The organism is Streptomyces sp. SM10, assembly GCF_002910915.1.
In the GTDB taxonomy this organism is placed as follows: domain Bacteria; phylum Actinomycetota; class Actinomycetes; order Streptomycetales; family Streptomycetaceae; genus Streptomyces.
In genome coordinates this window covers 4,494-18,870 of record NZ_NEUF01000186.1, presented here as the reverse complement: position 1 = coordinate 18,870, position 14,377 = coordinate 4,494, and the positions used below count along the sequence as shown (strand labels likewise).

Genomic DNA, 14,377 nt, shown 5'->3' with positions numbered 1-14,377 from the left:
GTGTCAGTCACCGACCTGGTGTTCCACGCGGTGGCGGATGTACTCGTCCGGATGGGACCGGGCTATCGCCACGGCCGCGTCCTTGTGAACGACATCGAGCCCGAGGACCCGGACGACCTCCGCCACGCATCCGGCGAACACCTCCCTACGGCCCTCCACCCGCCCCGGCAGCGCCATGAGCCCCTGCACCGTCCGCGCCGTCTCGCCGGCAGTCGTCTCGCCCTCGTCCGTAGCCAACCTTCGCTCCCCTGTCGTAGGTCCTGCCGAACGCGTGTGATCCGACGTTCATACCAGGATGGCAAGCTTGAAGGATGAACGATGCTGCCCCGGCGCCCACCCCCGCGCCCGCACCCCGCAAGCGTGCCCGTGTCCGTGCCCCCGAGCTGATCGGCAAGGGTGGTTGGCTGAACACCGGCGGGAAAGATCTCACCCTCGCTGACCTGCGGGGTAAGTGCGTTGTTGTGGATTTCTGGACGTTCTGCTGTGTGAACTGTCTGCATGTGCTCGATGAGCTGCGTGAGCTGGAGGAAAAGCACCGCGACACCGTGGTGATCATCGGTGTCCACTCGCCGAAGTTCGTGCACGAGGCGGAGCACCAGGCCGTGGTCGACGCCGTCGAGCGGTACGAGGTGCACCACCCGGTTCTCGACGATCCCGAGCTCGCCACCTGGAAGCAGTACGCCGTCCGGGCCTGGCCCACGCTCGTCGTCGTGGACCCCGAGGGGTACGTCGTCGCCCAGCACGCCGGCGAGGGGCACGCCCACGCGATCGGGAAGCTGGTCGAGGAGCTGGAGACCGAGCACGCCGCGAAGGGCACCCTGCGCCGTGGCGACGGTCCGTACGTCGCCCCGGAGCCGGTCGCCACGCATCTGCGTTTCCCCGGCAAGGCGCTCGTCCTGCCCGACGGCGGCTTCCTGGTCTCGGACACCACCCGCCACCGCCTGGTCGAGCTCGACGCCGACGGCGAGACCGTGCGGGGTCACTTCGGTGCCGGTGAGCGCGGATTCGCGGACGGCGGCCCCGACGAGGCCCGGTTCAGCGAGCCGCAGGGCCTTGCCTTCCTGCCCGACGGCCGGATCGCCGTCGCCGACACGGTCAATCACGCGATCAGGGCGCTCGACCCCGCGACGGGGGTGACGACCACGCTCGCCGGGACCGGCCGCCAGTGGTGGCAGGGCTCCGCCACGAGCGGTCCCGCCACGGAGGTGGACCTGTCGTCGCCGTGGGACATCGCCTGGTTCGGCGACCGGCTGTGGATCGCGATGGCCGGCGTGCACCAGCTGTGGACGTACGACCCCGGGCAGGACATGGTGGGGGTGGCCGCGGGGACGACCAACGAGGGCCTGGTCGACGGGCCCGGCGGCGAGGCATGGTTCGCGCAGCCCTCCGGCCTGGCCGCGGCCGGCGACCGCCTCTGGGTCGCCGACTCGGAGACCTCCGCGCTGCGCTGGGTGGATCCGGAAGGCGCCGTCCACACCGCCGTCGGTACCGGCCTCTTCGACTTCGGTCACCGTGACGGCCCGGCCGGCCAGGCGCTGCTCCAGCACCCGCTGGGCGTCACCGCCCTCCCGGACGGCTCCGTCGCCGTCAGCGACACCTACAACCACGCCCTGCGGCGCTTCGACCCGGAGAGCGGCGAGGTCACGACGCTGGCCACCGATCTGAGGGAGCCGAGCGACGCGGTGCTGGTGGACGGCGATCTGGTGGTCGTCGAGTCCGCACGGCACCGGCTGACCCGGCTGCGGCTTCCCGAGGAGGCCGTGCGCGTCGCGGACCGGGCCCACCGCACCCGGCGGGCGGCCACCGAGGTGGCCCCCGGGACGCTGCGCCTGGACGTGGTCTTCCAGGCGCCCGCCGGCCAGAAGCTGGACACGCGCTACGGCCCCTCGACCCGGCTGCTCGTCTCCTCGACCCCGCCGGAGCTGCTGGCCGAGGGGGCCGGCCCGGGTACGGACCTGAGCCGCGGCCTGGTCCTCGCGGACGGGCACACCGAGGGCGTGCTGCACGTGTCCGCGATGGCGGCGTCCTGCGACGACGACCCGGCGAACGAGTACCCGGCCTGCCATGTGCACCAGCAGGACTGGGGCGTTCCCGTCACCGTCACCGCGGCGGGGGCGTCCAGGCTCCCGCTGGTGCTGGCCGGGATGGACGAGCAGGGCTGACGGCCCGTGCGCGAAGCCCCGCCCGCCCGACGGAGGTGTCGGGCGGGCGGGGCTTTCACGTGCCGTTACGGGTAGCGGCGTTCGTCCTCCGTGACCACCGTGGTGGTGGGCGGCACGACCATGCGGCGGCGGCGCGCGATGCTCGCGTAGACGAAGACCCCGACGAGGCCGACGAGCATCATGATCCAGCCGACCAGGTCGACATTGACGGTATCCATTTCCCAGTCGGTGGCGAACGCCAGAATCGCCCCGGCACCGATCAGGAGAATGCATCCTCCGAGTCCCATGATTTCCGCCTCCTCGACGGCCCGGTGAGTCCGGGCCGGTGTACGGGTCGCGTACCCGGCCCGGCAACAACCATGTCCGTGAGGGCGGTTGGGGTGGCGGGAGTCAGTCGGTGAGGAACGCCGTGAGCGAGTTGGCCAGGAGGTAGGGGTCGTCGGCGCCGCACAGTTCGCGCGCGCTGTGCATCGACAGGATCGCCACACCGATGTCGACGGTCCGGATGCCGTGCCGGGCCGCGGTGATGGGGCCGATCGTCGTGCCGCAGGGCATCGAGTTGTTGGAGACGAACGTCTGCCAGGGCACGCCCGCCTTCTCGCAGGCCGCCGCGAACACGGCGCGGCCGCCGCCGTCGGTCGCGTACCGCATGTTGACGTTGGTCTTGAGGATCGGACCGCCGTTGACCACCGGGTGGTGCGTCGGGTCGTGCCGCTCGGCGTAGTTGGGGTGGACGGCGTGGCCGGTGTCCGAGGAGAGGCAGACGGCGCCGGCGAAGGCCCGGGCCCGGTCCTCGTACGAACCGCCGCGGGCGAAGACGGAGCGCTCCAGGACCGTGCCGAGGAGCGGGCCGTCCGCGCCCGTGTCGGACTGGGAGCCGTTCTCCTCGTGGTCGAAGGCGGCCAGCACGGGGATGTACGGCAGTTCGTCGTCCGGCAGCGCGGCCACGGCGGCGAGCGCGGCGGTCGCGGCGTGCACCGAGAGCAGGTTGTCCATGCGCGGACCGGCGACGAGCTCGCGGTCCCGGCCCAGGTAGGCGGGCGGCTCGACGGGGTGCGGCATGAGGTCCCAGCCGGTGATCTCGTCGGGTTCGACGCCCGCCTCCTCGGCGACGAAGCGGATGAGGTCGCCCTCCTCGACCTCACCCAGTCCCCAGATCGGCTGCATGTGCTTCTGGCGGTCGAGCTTGAGGCCGTCGGGGTTGGCGGACCGGTCCAGGTGCACGGCCAGCTGGGGAACCCGGAGCAGCGGCCGGTCGATGTTCACCAGTCGGTGCGTGCCGTCGCGCAGCGAGATCCGGCCGGCCAGACCGAGGTCCCGGTCCAGCCAGGTGTTCAGGAGCGTCCCGCCGTAGATCTCGACCGCGATCTGGCGCCAGCCGTACGCGCCCGTGTCGGGCAGCGGCTTGACCCGCAGGTTGGGGGAGTCGGTGTGCGCGCCCACGATCCGGAACGAGGTGTGCGCGCCGGCGCCCTCCGGCACGTACCAGGCCACGATCGCGCCGCCCCGCAGGACGTACTTCCCGCCCGTGGTGGAGTCCCAGGCGTCCGTCTCCTCGACCTTCCGGAATCCGGCCTTCTCCAGCCGCGCCGCCGCAGCGGCCACGGCGTGGTACGGGGAGGGTGCGGCCATCAGGAAGGCCATCAGATCGTCGGTGTGGCCGCGGTCGAAGCGGAGGGGAGAGCTCATGCTCTTCACTGTAACGAGGCCGGCGCGTCCGGAATCCGGCAGGAGGAGTTCGCTGTCCGGACGTCTCCCGGACGGAATCCGGCCATGCGCCCGGGGCGCCCGGGGCGTAGGACAGCGCCCGCCACCCGGCCACTGCCCGGTGCACCCGGGGCGTACGACAGCGCCGCCACCCGGACGGTTTCCGGGGGCGGCGCTGTCGGTGGTCGGAGGGGGCGGGGCGGCTAGAAGGCGGCCTCGTCCAGCTCCATCAGCCCGTTGTCGACGGTCTCGGCGAGCGCACGCTCGGCGGAGACGCCGGGCAGGACGTTCGCGGCGAAGAACTTCGCCGCGGCGATCTTGCCCTGGTAGAAGGCGACGTCCCTGGGCGAGGCGTTGCGCAGCTTCTCGGAGGCGACGACCGCGCCCTTGAGCAGCAGGTAGCCGACGACGACATCGCCGGAGGCCATCAGCAGGCGGGTGGTGTTGAGGCCCACCTTGTAGATGTTCTTGACGTCCTCGCCGGTCGCGGTGAGGTCGGTGATCATCGTGCCGACGATCGCCTCCAGGTCCACCGCGGCCTTGGCGAGGTTGTCCAGCGAGCCGGACAGCTCCTCGGCGTCCTGGGCGCCGGCGAGGAACTTCTTGATCTCCTCGGAGAGGGCGTTGAGCGAGGCGCCCTGGTCGCGGACGATCTTCCGGAAGAAGAAGTCCTGGCCCTGGATCGCCGTCGTGCCCTCGTAGAGGGTGTCGATCTTGGCGTCACGGATGTACTGCTCGACCGGGTACTCCTGGAGGTAACCGGAGCCGCCGAAGGTCTGGAGCGACTGCGCGAGCTGCTCGTAGGACTTCTCGGAGCCGTAGCCCTTCACGATCGGCAGCAGCAGGTCGTTGAGGCCGTTGAGCGCCTTGGAGTCCTCGCCCGCGGCCTCCTTCACCTGGATCGCGTCCTGGACGGAGGCGGTGTACAGGACGAGGGAGCGCATGCCCTCGGCGTACGCCTTCTGCGTCATGAGGGAGCGGCGCACGTCGGGGTGGTGCGTGATGGTGACCTTGGGGGCCGTCTTGTCCATGAACTGCGACAGGTCGGTGCCCTGGACGCGCTCCTTGGCGTACTCCAGCGCGTTGAGGTAGCCCGCCGAGAGGGCCGCGATGGCCTTCGTGCCGACCATCATGCGGGCGAACTCGATGATGCGGAACATCTGGCGGATGCCGTCGTGCTTGTCACCGATCAGCCAGCCCTTGGCGGGGTGCTGGTCGCCGAAGGTCATCTCGCAGGTGTTCGACGCCTTGAGGCCCATCTTGTGCTCGACGTTCGTCGCGTACACGCCGTTGCGCGCACCGAGCTCGCCGGTGGTCCAGTCGAAGTGGAACTTCGGGACCAGGAAGAGGGAGAGGCCCTTGGTGCCCGGGCCCGCGCCCTCGGGACGCGCCAGGACGTAGTGGAGGATGTTCTCGGACATGTCGTGCTCGCCCGAGGTGATGAAGCGCTTCACACCCTCGATGTGCCAGGAGCCGTCCTCCTGCTCCACCGCCTTGGTGCGGCCGGCGCCGACGTCCGAACCGGCGTCCGGCTCGGTCAGGACCATCGTCGAGCCCCACTGCTTCTCGACGGCGATCTCGGCGACCTTCTTCTGCGCCTCGTTGCCCTCGTCGAAGAGGATGCCGGCGAACGCGGGGCCGGAGGAGTACATCCAGACCGCCGGGTTGGAGCCGAGCAGGAGCTCCGCGTAACCCCAGATCAGGGAGCGCGGGGAGGTCGTGCCGCCGATCTCCTCGGGGAGGCCCAGGCGCCAGTACTCGGAGTCCATGAACGCCTGGTACGACTTCTTGAAGGAGGCCGGGACGGGAGCGGTGTTCGTCTCGGGGTCGAAGACCGGCGGGTTGCGGTCGGCGTCGGCGTACGAGTCGGCGAGCTCGTTCTCCGCGAGGCGGGTGACCTCGTCGAGGATGCTCTTCGCGGTGTCGACGTCCATCTCCGCGAACGGACCGGTGCCGTACAGCTTGTCGCGCCCGAGGACCTCGAAGAGGTTGAACTCGATGTCGCGGAGATTCGACTTGTAGTGCCCCATGGGAAGGCTCCGTAATCAATAGCAGTGGCGCGCAGCGCCCCGTGGAGGAACAGAGGATCGGGCGGCGGACGGCCGGGCGTGGGTATATCACCTGACCTCTACGATGATGCTACCCGTCAGTAATAAGACGCAACCCCCCGAGGCACAGATGTGTCCGATTACTCTTTGCGGCATGTATGGCTACGACCAGAACCAGGGCGCGCAGCAGCAGATGGGCGGCGGCTACGGCGAGCAGCCGTTGTACCCCGAGCCCTCGCCGCCGTCCCTGGCCGACGCGGTACGAGCCTTCACGACCGGTTCGCTGTCCGCGGAGGACTTCCAGCAGATCTTCGCCACGGCGAAGGTCTACTGCCCGCGGGGCGACAACCCCGGCTTCCTGGCCCTCCACAACACCCAGCAGCCGGTGATCCCCATGTTCACCACGCTCAAGGAGCTCCGGAGCTATGCGGGCAAGGAGTCCAAGTACTTCGTGATCACCGGGGCCGAGGTGATCGACCTGCTGCCGACCGGCTACGGCTTCGTCCTGGACATGGAGGGCGATCACCGCATGGTCTTCGACGCCAAGGCGGTGGAGCAGATGGTGGACTTCGCGATGCGCCGTATGTACGGCTGAGCGCGGCGCCCGGCAGCACGCACTCCGAGGGCCCGCACCGGCACGGACGCACCAACGGCGTCCGGCACGGTGCGGGCCCTCGGGGCTGTCCGGGTGCGGGGCGGGAATGAATGCCGCCTTGCGGGATGTTCACTGTTCAACTAAATTGGGATCAGAAGACTCCCGGAGGTGGCTCCCATGCCCGCAGTGACCGTCGAAAACCCGCTGACCCTGCCGAAGGTCGCCGCGCAGACCGACGCCGTGGCCCGCCCCGTGCTGACCGTCACGACCGCGCCGAGCGGTTTCGAGGGCGAGGGGTTCCCGGTGCGGCGCGCCTTCGCCGGGATCAACTACCGGCACCTCGACCCGTTCATCATGATGGACCAGATGGGTGAGGTGGAGTACGCGGCGGGAGAGCCGAAGGGGACTCCCTGGCACCCGCACCGCGGCTTCGAGACCGTCACCTACATCATCGACGGGAGCTTCATCCACCAGGACAGCCACGGTGGCGGTGGTTCCATCGAGAACGGCGACACCCAGTGGATGACCGCGGGCAGCGGCCTTCTGCACATCGAGACGCCGCCGGAGGCCCTCGTCATGTCCGGCGGCCTCTTCCACGGCCTCCAGCTCTGGGTGAACCTGCCCAAGGCCGACAAGATGATGGCCCCGCGCTACCAGGACATCCGCGGTGGCCAGGTCCAGCTCCTCGCCTCCCCGGACGGCGGCGCGCTGCTCCGCGTCATCGCCGGTGACCTCGACGGTCACGAGGGCCCGGGTATCACGCACACCCCGATCACCATGGTCCACGCGACGGTCCGGCCGGGTGCCGAGGTGACGCTGCCCTGGCGCGAGGAGTTCAACGGCCTCGCCTACGTCCTCGCGGGCCGCGGGAGCGTCGGTGCGGAGCGCCGCCCCGTCCGCACGGGCCAGACCGCGGTCTTCGGCAAGGGGTCCTCGCTGACCGTCCGCGCCGACGAGACGCAGGACGGCAACACCCCGGACCTGGAGGTCGTGCTGCTCGGCGGGCGTCCGATCCGTGAGCCGATGGCGCACTACGGGCCGTTCGTCATGAACACCCAGGACGAGCTCAAGCAGGCCTTCGAGGACTTCCAGAAGGGGCTGCTGGGCACCGTCCCCGCCGTTCACGGGATGTAAGCGGGGGGCGCGTCCGGCCCGTCCGGCGGCGGCAAGGGGCGGACGCGCACCGCCTGTTCAACCCGGCCGTACGCGTGGCGTGTCGACCGTCGGCGGCGGAGGCTTCTGGTCCGCCTCCCCGCGGCCCCGCGCCTCGCGGCACCTCCCCGGCGCCGCACGGCATGTGACGTGCCGTCCGGCGCAGTCACCCGTACGCCCGCGAGGAAGGGACACCGCTCCGGGCCCGTGATCGGGTGGGAGGGTGCCTACCCGGAAGCCCCTCCTGCCCGTTGTCGCGCGGCGGACGGCCGCCTGGTGCGGTGTCCTGCTCCTGGTCGCGGGTGTCGCCGCGGTGGCCGTCTGGCTGTGCGTCACGCTCAAGACCGCCGTCACCCCGGTCCTGCTCGCGCTGCTCGGTACGGCGCTGCTCGGGCCGGTGCACCGCTGGCTGACGGCCCACCGGGTCAACCGGTCGGTGTCCGCCGGCCTCACCTGTGTGGCCCTGGTGGCGGTGGGCGGGGGCGCCGGGTACATCGTCGTCACCGCGCTCGTCGACACCGGTGGCCAGATCGTCGACTCCCTGAAGGACACCGCGCAGTGGGTCATCGACCACTTCGATATCAAGGGGGTCGCCGACGTGGACGACCTGGCGGACAACGCCAAGAGCCTCGTGGAGAAGTTCGGGGCGAGCGCGGCGGGCGGGCTGCTCAGCGGGATCAGCCTGCTCGGGTCGCTCGTCACCACGGGAGTCCTCGCCCTGCTGCTGACCTTCTTCTTCCTGCGTGACTCCGACCGTGCCGCCCACCTCGCCCACTCGATCGCCCCGCGCGGCACGGGCGACCTCGTGGAGGCCATGGGGCGCAGGGCCTTCGAGGCCGTCGAGGGCTTCATGCGGGGCACGACCTTCATCGCGCTGATCGACGCGCTCTGCATCACGGTGGGCCTGCTGATCCTGCGGGTGCCGGGCGCGGTGGGTCTGGGGGCGCTGGTCTTCGTGGGCGCCTACATCCCGTATCTGGGAGCCTTCCTCTCCGGCGCCGTGGCCGTGCTGGTCGCCCTCGCCGACCGGGGCCTGGTGATCGCGCTCTGGGCGCTGGGCGTGGTGCTCGCCGTACAGGTGCTGGAGGGCCATGTGCTGCAGCCCGCCATCCAGAGCCGCACGGTCCAGATGCACCCCGCCATGATCATGATCGCGCTGACCGCGGGAGCGAGCGTGGCGGGCATCCTGGGCATGCTGCTGGCCGTGCCGCTGTGTGCCGCGGCGTTCGGGGTGATCGGCGAACTGCGCAAGGGGTACGAGGCCGGCGGCGGGGAGGAAGGACCGTCCGGCGGTGAGGTGCAGGGGGCTCCCGGCGGCTCATGATCCGGCGAGGGCGCCCAGTTCCACCGGCTCCGCCGACTCGTACAGCTCGAACCAGATCGACTTGCCCTCGCCCCTGGGGCTCACCCCCCACGCGTCGGCGAGCATCTCCATGAGCACCAGACCCCGGCCGCTGGACGCCATCTCCCCGGGCCGGCGCTTGTGCGGCAGCTCGTCGCTGGCGTCGGCCACCTCGACCCGCAGCCGTCTCTCGCCCCGCTCCCCCTTCACCTCCGCCACGAGCAGCGCGTCGCCGTCCGTGTGGACGAGCACGTTGGTCGACATCTCCGAGACCATCAGCTCCGCCGCGTCGACCTGTTCCGTGTCCGCCCAGTCGTGCAGCAGCTCCCGCAGCTGCTGCCGGGCCGCCGCGACCCGCTCCGGTTCCGCCTGGGCGATGGTCATCGCCGAGCGCCGCCCCGGGGTCCTGCGCGTCCGCGCACCCTCGCGGCGCAGGACCAGGACCGCGATGTCGTCCTCGCGCCGGTCGACGAGCGGGCCGGTCGTGTAGTGCGAGCCGGGGCCGTGCACGGTCTGGACGAGCGCGTCCGCGAGCTCGTCCAGATCCTCCACGGGCTTCTCCAGGACCGGCCTGAGCCTGGTCCATCCGGTGGCCATGTCGTGTCCGCCGGTCTCGATGAGGCCGTCCGTGCAGAGCATGATCGTCTCCCCGGGGCCCAGGACGACGCGGGTCGTCGGGTAGTCGGCGTCCTTCTCGACGCCCAGGGGCAGCCCTCCCGCGGTCTGCCGGATCACCGCGGTGCCGTCGACACTGACCACCACCGGGTCGGGGTGGCCGGCCCGGGCGATGTCGAGGGTGCCGTTCTCGGGGTCGGCCTCCGCGTACAGACAGGTCGCGAAGCGCGTCGCGTCGGACCGGTCCTCGCCGTCGGAGAGGTCGTAGGTCTCCGTCAGGCCGGAGAGGAAGCGCGAGGCGCGGGAGAGCACGGCGTCGGGGCGGTGTCCCTCGGCGGCGTACGCGCGCAGGGCGATCCTCAGCTGGCCCATCAGCCCGGCTGCCCGCACGTCGTGGCCCTGGACGTCACCGATGACGAGGGCGATCCGTCCGTTGGGGAGCGGGATCATGTCGTACCAGTCGCCGCCGACCTGGAGCCCGCCCCCTGTCGGGACGTAGCGGGCGGCCACCTCCATGCCCGGCACGCCGGGGCCGAGGGACGGCCTCATGGCCCGCTGGAGGCCCAGGGACAGCTCCCGCTCGGTCTCGGCGACCCCCGCGCGCGTCAGGGCCTGCGCCAGCATCCTGGCCACCGTCGTCAGCACGGAGCGCTCGTCCGGCGTGAAGGCCACGGTGTGCCGGAACCCGGCCATCCAGGCGCCCATGGTGTGCCCGGACGAGATCATCGGCAGGAAGGCCCACGACCGGCGCCCGAACTCCTCGGCGAGGGGCCAGGTGGCAGGGAAGCGCCGCCGGTACTCCTCGGGCGACTCGAGGTAGATCGCCTGACCGGTCCGGACGACCTCGGCCGCCGGATAGTCGGTCTCCAGCGGCATGTCGGTGAAGGGCTTCTCGTCGTCGACGTTGTGCCCGTGGTGCCCGATGACCGTCAGCCGCTCGCCCGAGACCCCGAAGACGGCGAGTCCGTCCGGCGAGAAGCCGGGCATGGAGAGCGACCCGGCGACCCGAAGCACCTCCTCGGTGGACCCGGCCTCGGCCAGAGCCCGCCCCGCGTCCAGCAGGAACGCCTCGCGCGAGCGCCGCCAGTCGCCCGTGAGGGGGGTCTGCGCCGCGGTGGCCCCCGGGGGCTCGGCGACCTCCTGGAGGATGCCCATCAACACGTACGTGTGGCGGCCCGGGGTGTCCAGGGGGACCGGCTTGGACCGGGTGCGCACCGTGCGTACGACCGCCCCCTGCTCGTCCACGATCCGCATCCTGGCCTCGGCCACGGTGTCCTCGGCGATCGCGAAGTTCACGATGCCGTCGAGCTCGTTCCAGTCGGCCGGGTGGAAGCGGGGGCGCACCTCGTCGCCGGGGCGGGCCGTGGGCTCGGCGGGCAGTCCCACCAGGCGTGCCGCCTCGGCGTCGAGCGTGACCGTGCCCGATGAGCTGTCCCAGCTCCACAGGCCGGTCCCGATCGCAGCCAGGATCTCCTCGGTGCGCATTGCCCCACTTTAGGAAGATGTTCTTCTCGGTCGCCACCGAGGGACGGCCGGACGCCGCGGGCTCCCGTACGGCCGTGCGGCGACAATGCCAATGAAACGCTGCGCCCACGGGCGGTAGCCTGGGGTGTCAATCCACCCCGACCGCGAAGACTGGATGAACGACGATGCATCGGTACAGGTCCCACACCTGCGGCGAGCTCCGCGCCTCTGACGTCGGCACCGACGTCCGGCTGAGCGGCTGGCTGCACAATCGCCGAGACCTGGGTGGCATCCTCTTCATCGATCTGCGCGACCACTACGGTCTGGTGCAGCTCGTCGCCCGCCCCGGCACCCCCGGCAACGAGGCCCTGTCGAAGCTGACCAAGGAGACGGTCGTCCGGATCGACGGCAAGGTCTCCGCGCGCGGGGCCGACAACGTCAACCCGGAGCTCCCGACCGGTGACATCGAGATCGAGGTCACCGAGGTCGAGGTGCTGGGCGAGGCGGCCCCGCTGCCCTTCACGATCAACGCCGAGGACGGCGTCAACGAGGAGCGGCGCCTGGAGTACCGCTTCCTCGACCTGCGCCGCGAGCGCATGCACCGCAACATCATGCTGCGCTCGTCCGTCATCGCCTCCATCCGCTCCAAGATGGTGGCCCTCGGCTTCAACGAGATGGCGACCCCGATCCTCGCCGCGACATCCCCCGAGGGCGCCCGCGACTTCGTGGTCCCGTCCCGTCTGAACCCGGGCAAGTTCTACGCCCTCCCCCAGGCGCCGCAGCAGTTCAAGCAGCTGCTGATGATCTCCGGCTTCGACCGCTACTTCCAGATCGCGCCGTGCTTCCGCGACGAGGACGCCCGGGCCGACCGCTCGCCCGGCGAGTTCTACCAGCTCGACGTCGAGATGTCGTTCGTCGAGCAGGAGGACGTCTTCCAGCCGATCGAGAAGCTCATGACCGAGCTCTTCGAGGAGTTCGGCAACGGGCGCCACGTCACCTCGCCGTTCCCGCGCATCCCGTTCCGCGAGTCGATGCTGAAGTACGGCAACGACAAGCCGGACCTGCGCGCCCAGCTGGAACTCGTCGACATCTCCGACATCTTCGCGGACTCGGAGTTCAAGGCCTTCGCCGGCAAGCACGTCCGTGCGCTTCCGGTGCCGGACACCGCGGCGCAGTCCCGGAAGTTCTTCGACGGCCTCGGCGCGTACGCGGTCGAGCACGGCGCCAAGGGCCTCGCCTGGGTCCGCGTCGGCGAGGACGGCACGCTGGCGGGCCCGATCGCCAAGTTCCTCACCGAGTCGGACATCAAGACCCTCACCGAGCGTCTGTCCCTCGTTCCCGGCCACGCCGTCTTCTTCGGCGCGGGCGAGTTCGACGAGGTTTCCAAGATCATGTCCGTCGTCCGCGTCGAGGCCGCCAAGCGCGCCGGCCACTTCGAGGAGGGCGTCTTCCGTTTCTGCTGGATCGTCGACTTCCCGATGTACGAGAAGGACGAGGACACCGGGAAGATCGACTTCTCGCACAACCCCTTCTCCATGCCCCAGGGCGGCATGAAGGACCTGGAGGAGAAGGACCCGCTCGACATCCTGGCGTGGCAGTACGACATCGTCTGCAACGGCATCGAGCTGTCCTCCGGCGCCATCCGTAACCACGAGCCCGAGGTCATGCTGAAGGCCTTCGCGATCGCCGGCTACGAGGCGGAGACCGTCGAGAGGGAGTTCGCGGGCATGCTGCGCGCGTTCCGCCTCGGCGCCCCGCCGCACGGCGGCATCGCCCCGGGCGTCGACCGCATCGTCATGCTGCTGGCCGACGAGCCCAACATCCGGGAGACGATCGCCTTCCCGCTCAACGGCAACGCCCAGGACCTGATGATGGGCGCCCCGAGCGAGCTGGACGAGACCCGTCTGCGCGAGCTGAACATCCAGCTCCGCAAGCCCGTCGCGTCGGCCAAGGAGAAGGCGGAGGCCAAGGACTCGGTGGCCAGGGACACGGGCGCGAAGTAGGCGTCAGCGGTTCCGCTTCGGTTCCACGTGAAACAGTCCCCGGCCGACCGGCCGGGGACTGTTCTGCATCGCGGAGCCCGTGGTCACCGGGCTCGCACAGGAACACACAGCCGTCACCTGTTCGAGCACCACCACCCGCACGACCCTGACCGAGGACACGACCGGAGCGGGGTGACCGGAGGTCGCTGAAGCTCTCGTACCGCACGGGCAGGATGGCGTGGGGCGGCACCGGCTCGATCACGATGGGCGTCGACCCCGACGAGACCCACGACGGCACGGACCTCCAGGGCCCGCTGGAATCCTGCGGGAAGGGGCCCGGAACCGCCGACGGGTCCGTGCCCTTTGCCTGCGTACGGGTGAGACGTGCGGAACTCGCCGTACGCGGGTACGCGGAGCGGGTACATCCGGATGGCCCCGGTTCGGGTTCGGCGCCGCCCGGCCCGGCAAGGACTGGCACCGGAAGTGCTCGCCCGCCCGCCACCGAGGAGTTCCGCACCGTGTCCGTCCCGCGTCGCCCGTACGTCCTTCTCGTCACCCTCTTCGTCCTGGTCATCGGCTGTTCCGCCGGTGCGGTGCAGACCTCCGACCCCTCGGCGCCCAGGGGCGCGGCCGGTCCCGGGGCCTCACCCGCGCCGCCCCGCGTCGTGGAGCCCTTCGTCGCTCCCGCGGAGATCCCGGACCTGGGACCCGAGACCCGGGCACAGATCCCGGTCACCGCACGGCAGGCCCTCGTGGTGACGGGACAGGGGCCCGACTCCAACCGCTCCGCGGTCGCGCTCTACAGCCGTGACGACGCCGCTCGCGGCTGGAGACCCGGGGCGGGCCCCTGGCCCGCTCACAACGGGATGGAGGGGTGGACGGACCACCACGTCGCCGACGACCTGCGCTCACCCGTCGGGGTCTTCGGGCTGACCGACGCGGGGGGCCGGCTCCCCGACCCGGGCGCGCTGCTGCCGTACGACGAACAGTCCCGCTTCGCGGTGAGCGGGGAGGGCTTCCTGGGGGAGCCCCTGGAAGGCTCCTTCGACTACGTCGTCGCGATCAACTACAACCGCACCCCGGGCACCAGCCCGCTGGACCGCACCCGGCCGCTCGGCGGCGAGAGGGGCGGCGGCATCTGGGTCCATGTGGACCACGGCGGCCCCACCCAGGGCTGCGTCTCGCTGACCGAGGAACGGATGCGGGAGCTCCTGCTCACCCTGGACCCCGCGAAGTACCCGGTGATCGTGATGGGGGACGCGGCGTCCCTGGCGCGGTGAACCCGGGATCCCGCCACCGTGTCGTACGGG

Annotated in this window: 11 protein-coding genes; 6 read left to right on the top strand and 5 right to left on the bottom strand. The window is 70.9% G+C overall.

What is annotated here, in order from left to right:
- Nucleotides 1–3 precede the first annotated feature (3 nt).
- Nucleotides 4–237 (bottom strand): hypothetical protein, encoded by a 234-nt coding sequence (locus B9S57_RS31630; protein WP_103760594.1) that lies wholly within the window; start codon nucleotides 235–237, stop codon nucleotides 4–6.
- A gap of 74 nt (nucleotides 238–311) precedes the next feature.
- Between B9S57_RS31630 and B9S57_RS31625 the strand changes: the two genes are divergently transcribed.
- Nucleotides 312–2,162, top strand: coding sequence for an NHL domain-containing thioredoxin family protein (locus B9S57_RS31625; protein WP_103760593.1), 1,851 nt, complete (start codon nucleotides 312–314; stop codon nucleotides 2,160–2,162).
- Between the two features lie 65 nt (nucleotides 2,163–2,227).
- Here the strand turns inward: B9S57_RS31625 and B9S57_RS31620 are convergent, their stop codons facing one another.
- The 3 genes from B9S57_RS31620 to B9S57_RS31610 all read right to left on the bottom strand — a co-directional run bounded on the left by B9S57_RS31620 (nucleotide 2,228) and on the right by B9S57_RS31610 (nucleotide 5,899).
- Nucleotides 2,228–2,449, bottom strand: a complete 222-nt coding sequence (locus B9S57_RS31620; protein WP_103760592.1) for a DUF6458 family protein — start codon at nucleotides 2,447–2,449, stop codon at nucleotides 2,228–2,230.
- 103 nt (nucleotides 2,450–2,552) lie between these two features.
- Nucleotides 2,553–3,851, bottom strand: a complete 1,299-nt coding sequence (locus B9S57_RS31615; protein WP_103760591.1) for a M18 family aminopeptidase — start codon at nucleotides 3,849–3,851, stop codon at nucleotides 2,553–2,555.
- Between the two features lie 221 nt (nucleotides 3,852–4,072).
- The gene (locus B9S57_RS31610) at nucleotides 4,073–5,899 is read right to left on the bottom strand and encodes an acyl-CoA dehydrogenase (RefSeq protein ID WP_103760590.1); all 1,827 of its coding nucleotides are present in this window, start codon (nucleotides 5,897–5,899) and stop codon (nucleotides 4,073–4,075) included.
- Between the two features lie 172 nt (nucleotides 5,900–6,071).
- Here B9S57_RS31610 and B9S57_RS31605 point away from each other — a divergent pair, with 172 nt between their 5' ends.
- From B9S57_RS31605 to B9S57_RS31595, 3 genes are all read left to right on the top strand, one after another.
- Nucleotides 6,072–6,512 carry an SseB family protein gene (locus B9S57_RS31605; RefSeq protein ID WP_103760589.1) on the top strand — a complete coding sequence of 147 codons (441 nt, stop codon included), beginning with the start codon at nucleotides 6,072–6,074 and terminating at the stop codon, nucleotides 6,510–6,512.
- 177 nt (nucleotides 6,513–6,689) lie between these two features.
- A complete protein-coding gene (locus B9S57_RS31600; RefSeq protein WP_103760588.1) occupies nucleotides 6,690–7,646 on the top strand; it encodes a pirin family protein in 957 nt (318 codons plus the stop codon).
- A gap of 241 nt (nucleotides 7,647–7,887) precedes the next feature.
- Complete coding sequence (locus tag B9S57_RS31595) at nucleotides 7,888–8,988, top strand: AI-2E family transporter (RefSeq protein ID WP_103760587.1); 1,101 nt, start codon at nucleotides 7,888–7,890, stop codon at nucleotides 8,986–8,988.
- Here the strand turns inward: B9S57_RS31595 and B9S57_RS31590 are convergent.
- Complete coding sequence (locus B9S57_RS31590; protein WP_103760586.1) at nucleotides 8,983–11,106, bottom strand: SpoIIE family protein phosphatase; 2,124 nt, start codon at nucleotides 11,104–11,106, stop codon at nucleotides 8,983–8,985. The two genes, B9S57_RS31595 and B9S57_RS31590, sit on opposite strands and share 6 nt — an antisense overlap.
- A gap of 164 nt (nucleotides 11,107–11,270) precedes the next feature.
- Here B9S57_RS31590 and aspS point away from each other — a divergent pair, with 164 nt between their 5' ends.
- Entirely contained in the window at nucleotides 11,271–13,088 is a 1,818-nt protein-coding gene (gene aspS / locus B9S57_RS31585) for an aspartate--tRNA ligase (RefSeq protein WP_103760585.1), read from the top strand.
- Between the two features lie 497 nt (nucleotides 13,089–13,585).
- Nucleotides 13,586–14,347 carry a hypothetical protein gene (locus B9S57_RS31580; RefSeq protein WP_103760736.1) on the top strand — a complete coding sequence of 254 codons (762 nt, stop codon included), beginning with the start codon at nucleotides 13,586–13,588 and terminating at the stop codon, nucleotides 14,345–14,347.
- The last annotated feature ends 30 nt before the right edge of the window (nucleotides 14,348–14,377 follow it).

Bases quoted from the DNA above. Each gene is read 5' to 3' on its own strand.
- B9S57_RS31605 (WP_103760589.1), top strand. From the start codon at position 6,072: ATGTATGGCTACGACCAGAACCAGGGCGCGCAGCAGCAGATGGGCGGC.
- aspS (WP_103760585.1), top strand. From the start codon at position 11,271: ATGCATCGGTACAGGTCCCACACCTGCGGCGAGCTCCGCGCCTCTGAC.
- B9S57_RS31610 (WP_103760590.1), bottom strand. From the start codon at position 5,899: ATGGGGCACTACAAGTCGAATCTCCGCGACATCGAGTTCAACCTCTTC.
- B9S57_RS31615 (WP_103760591.1), bottom strand. From the start codon at position 3,851: ATGAGCTCTCCCCTCCGCTTCGACCGCGGCCACACCGACGATCTGATG.
- B9S57_RS31620 (WP_103760592.1), bottom strand. From the start codon at position 2,449: ATGGGACTCGGAGGATGCATTCTCCTGATCGGTGCCGGGGCGATTCTG.
- B9S57_RS31590 (WP_103760586.1), bottom strand. From the start codon at position 11,106: ATGCGCACCGAGGAGATCCTGGCTGCGATCGGGACCGGCCTGTGGAGC.
- B9S57_RS31600 (WP_103760588.1), top strand. From the start codon at position 6,690: ATGCCCGCAGTGACCGTCGAAAACCCGCTGACCCTGCCGAAGGTCGCC.
- B9S57_RS31625 (WP_103760593.1), top strand. From the start codon at position 312: ATGAACGATGCTGCCCCGGCGCCCACCCCCGCGCCCGCACCCCGCAAG.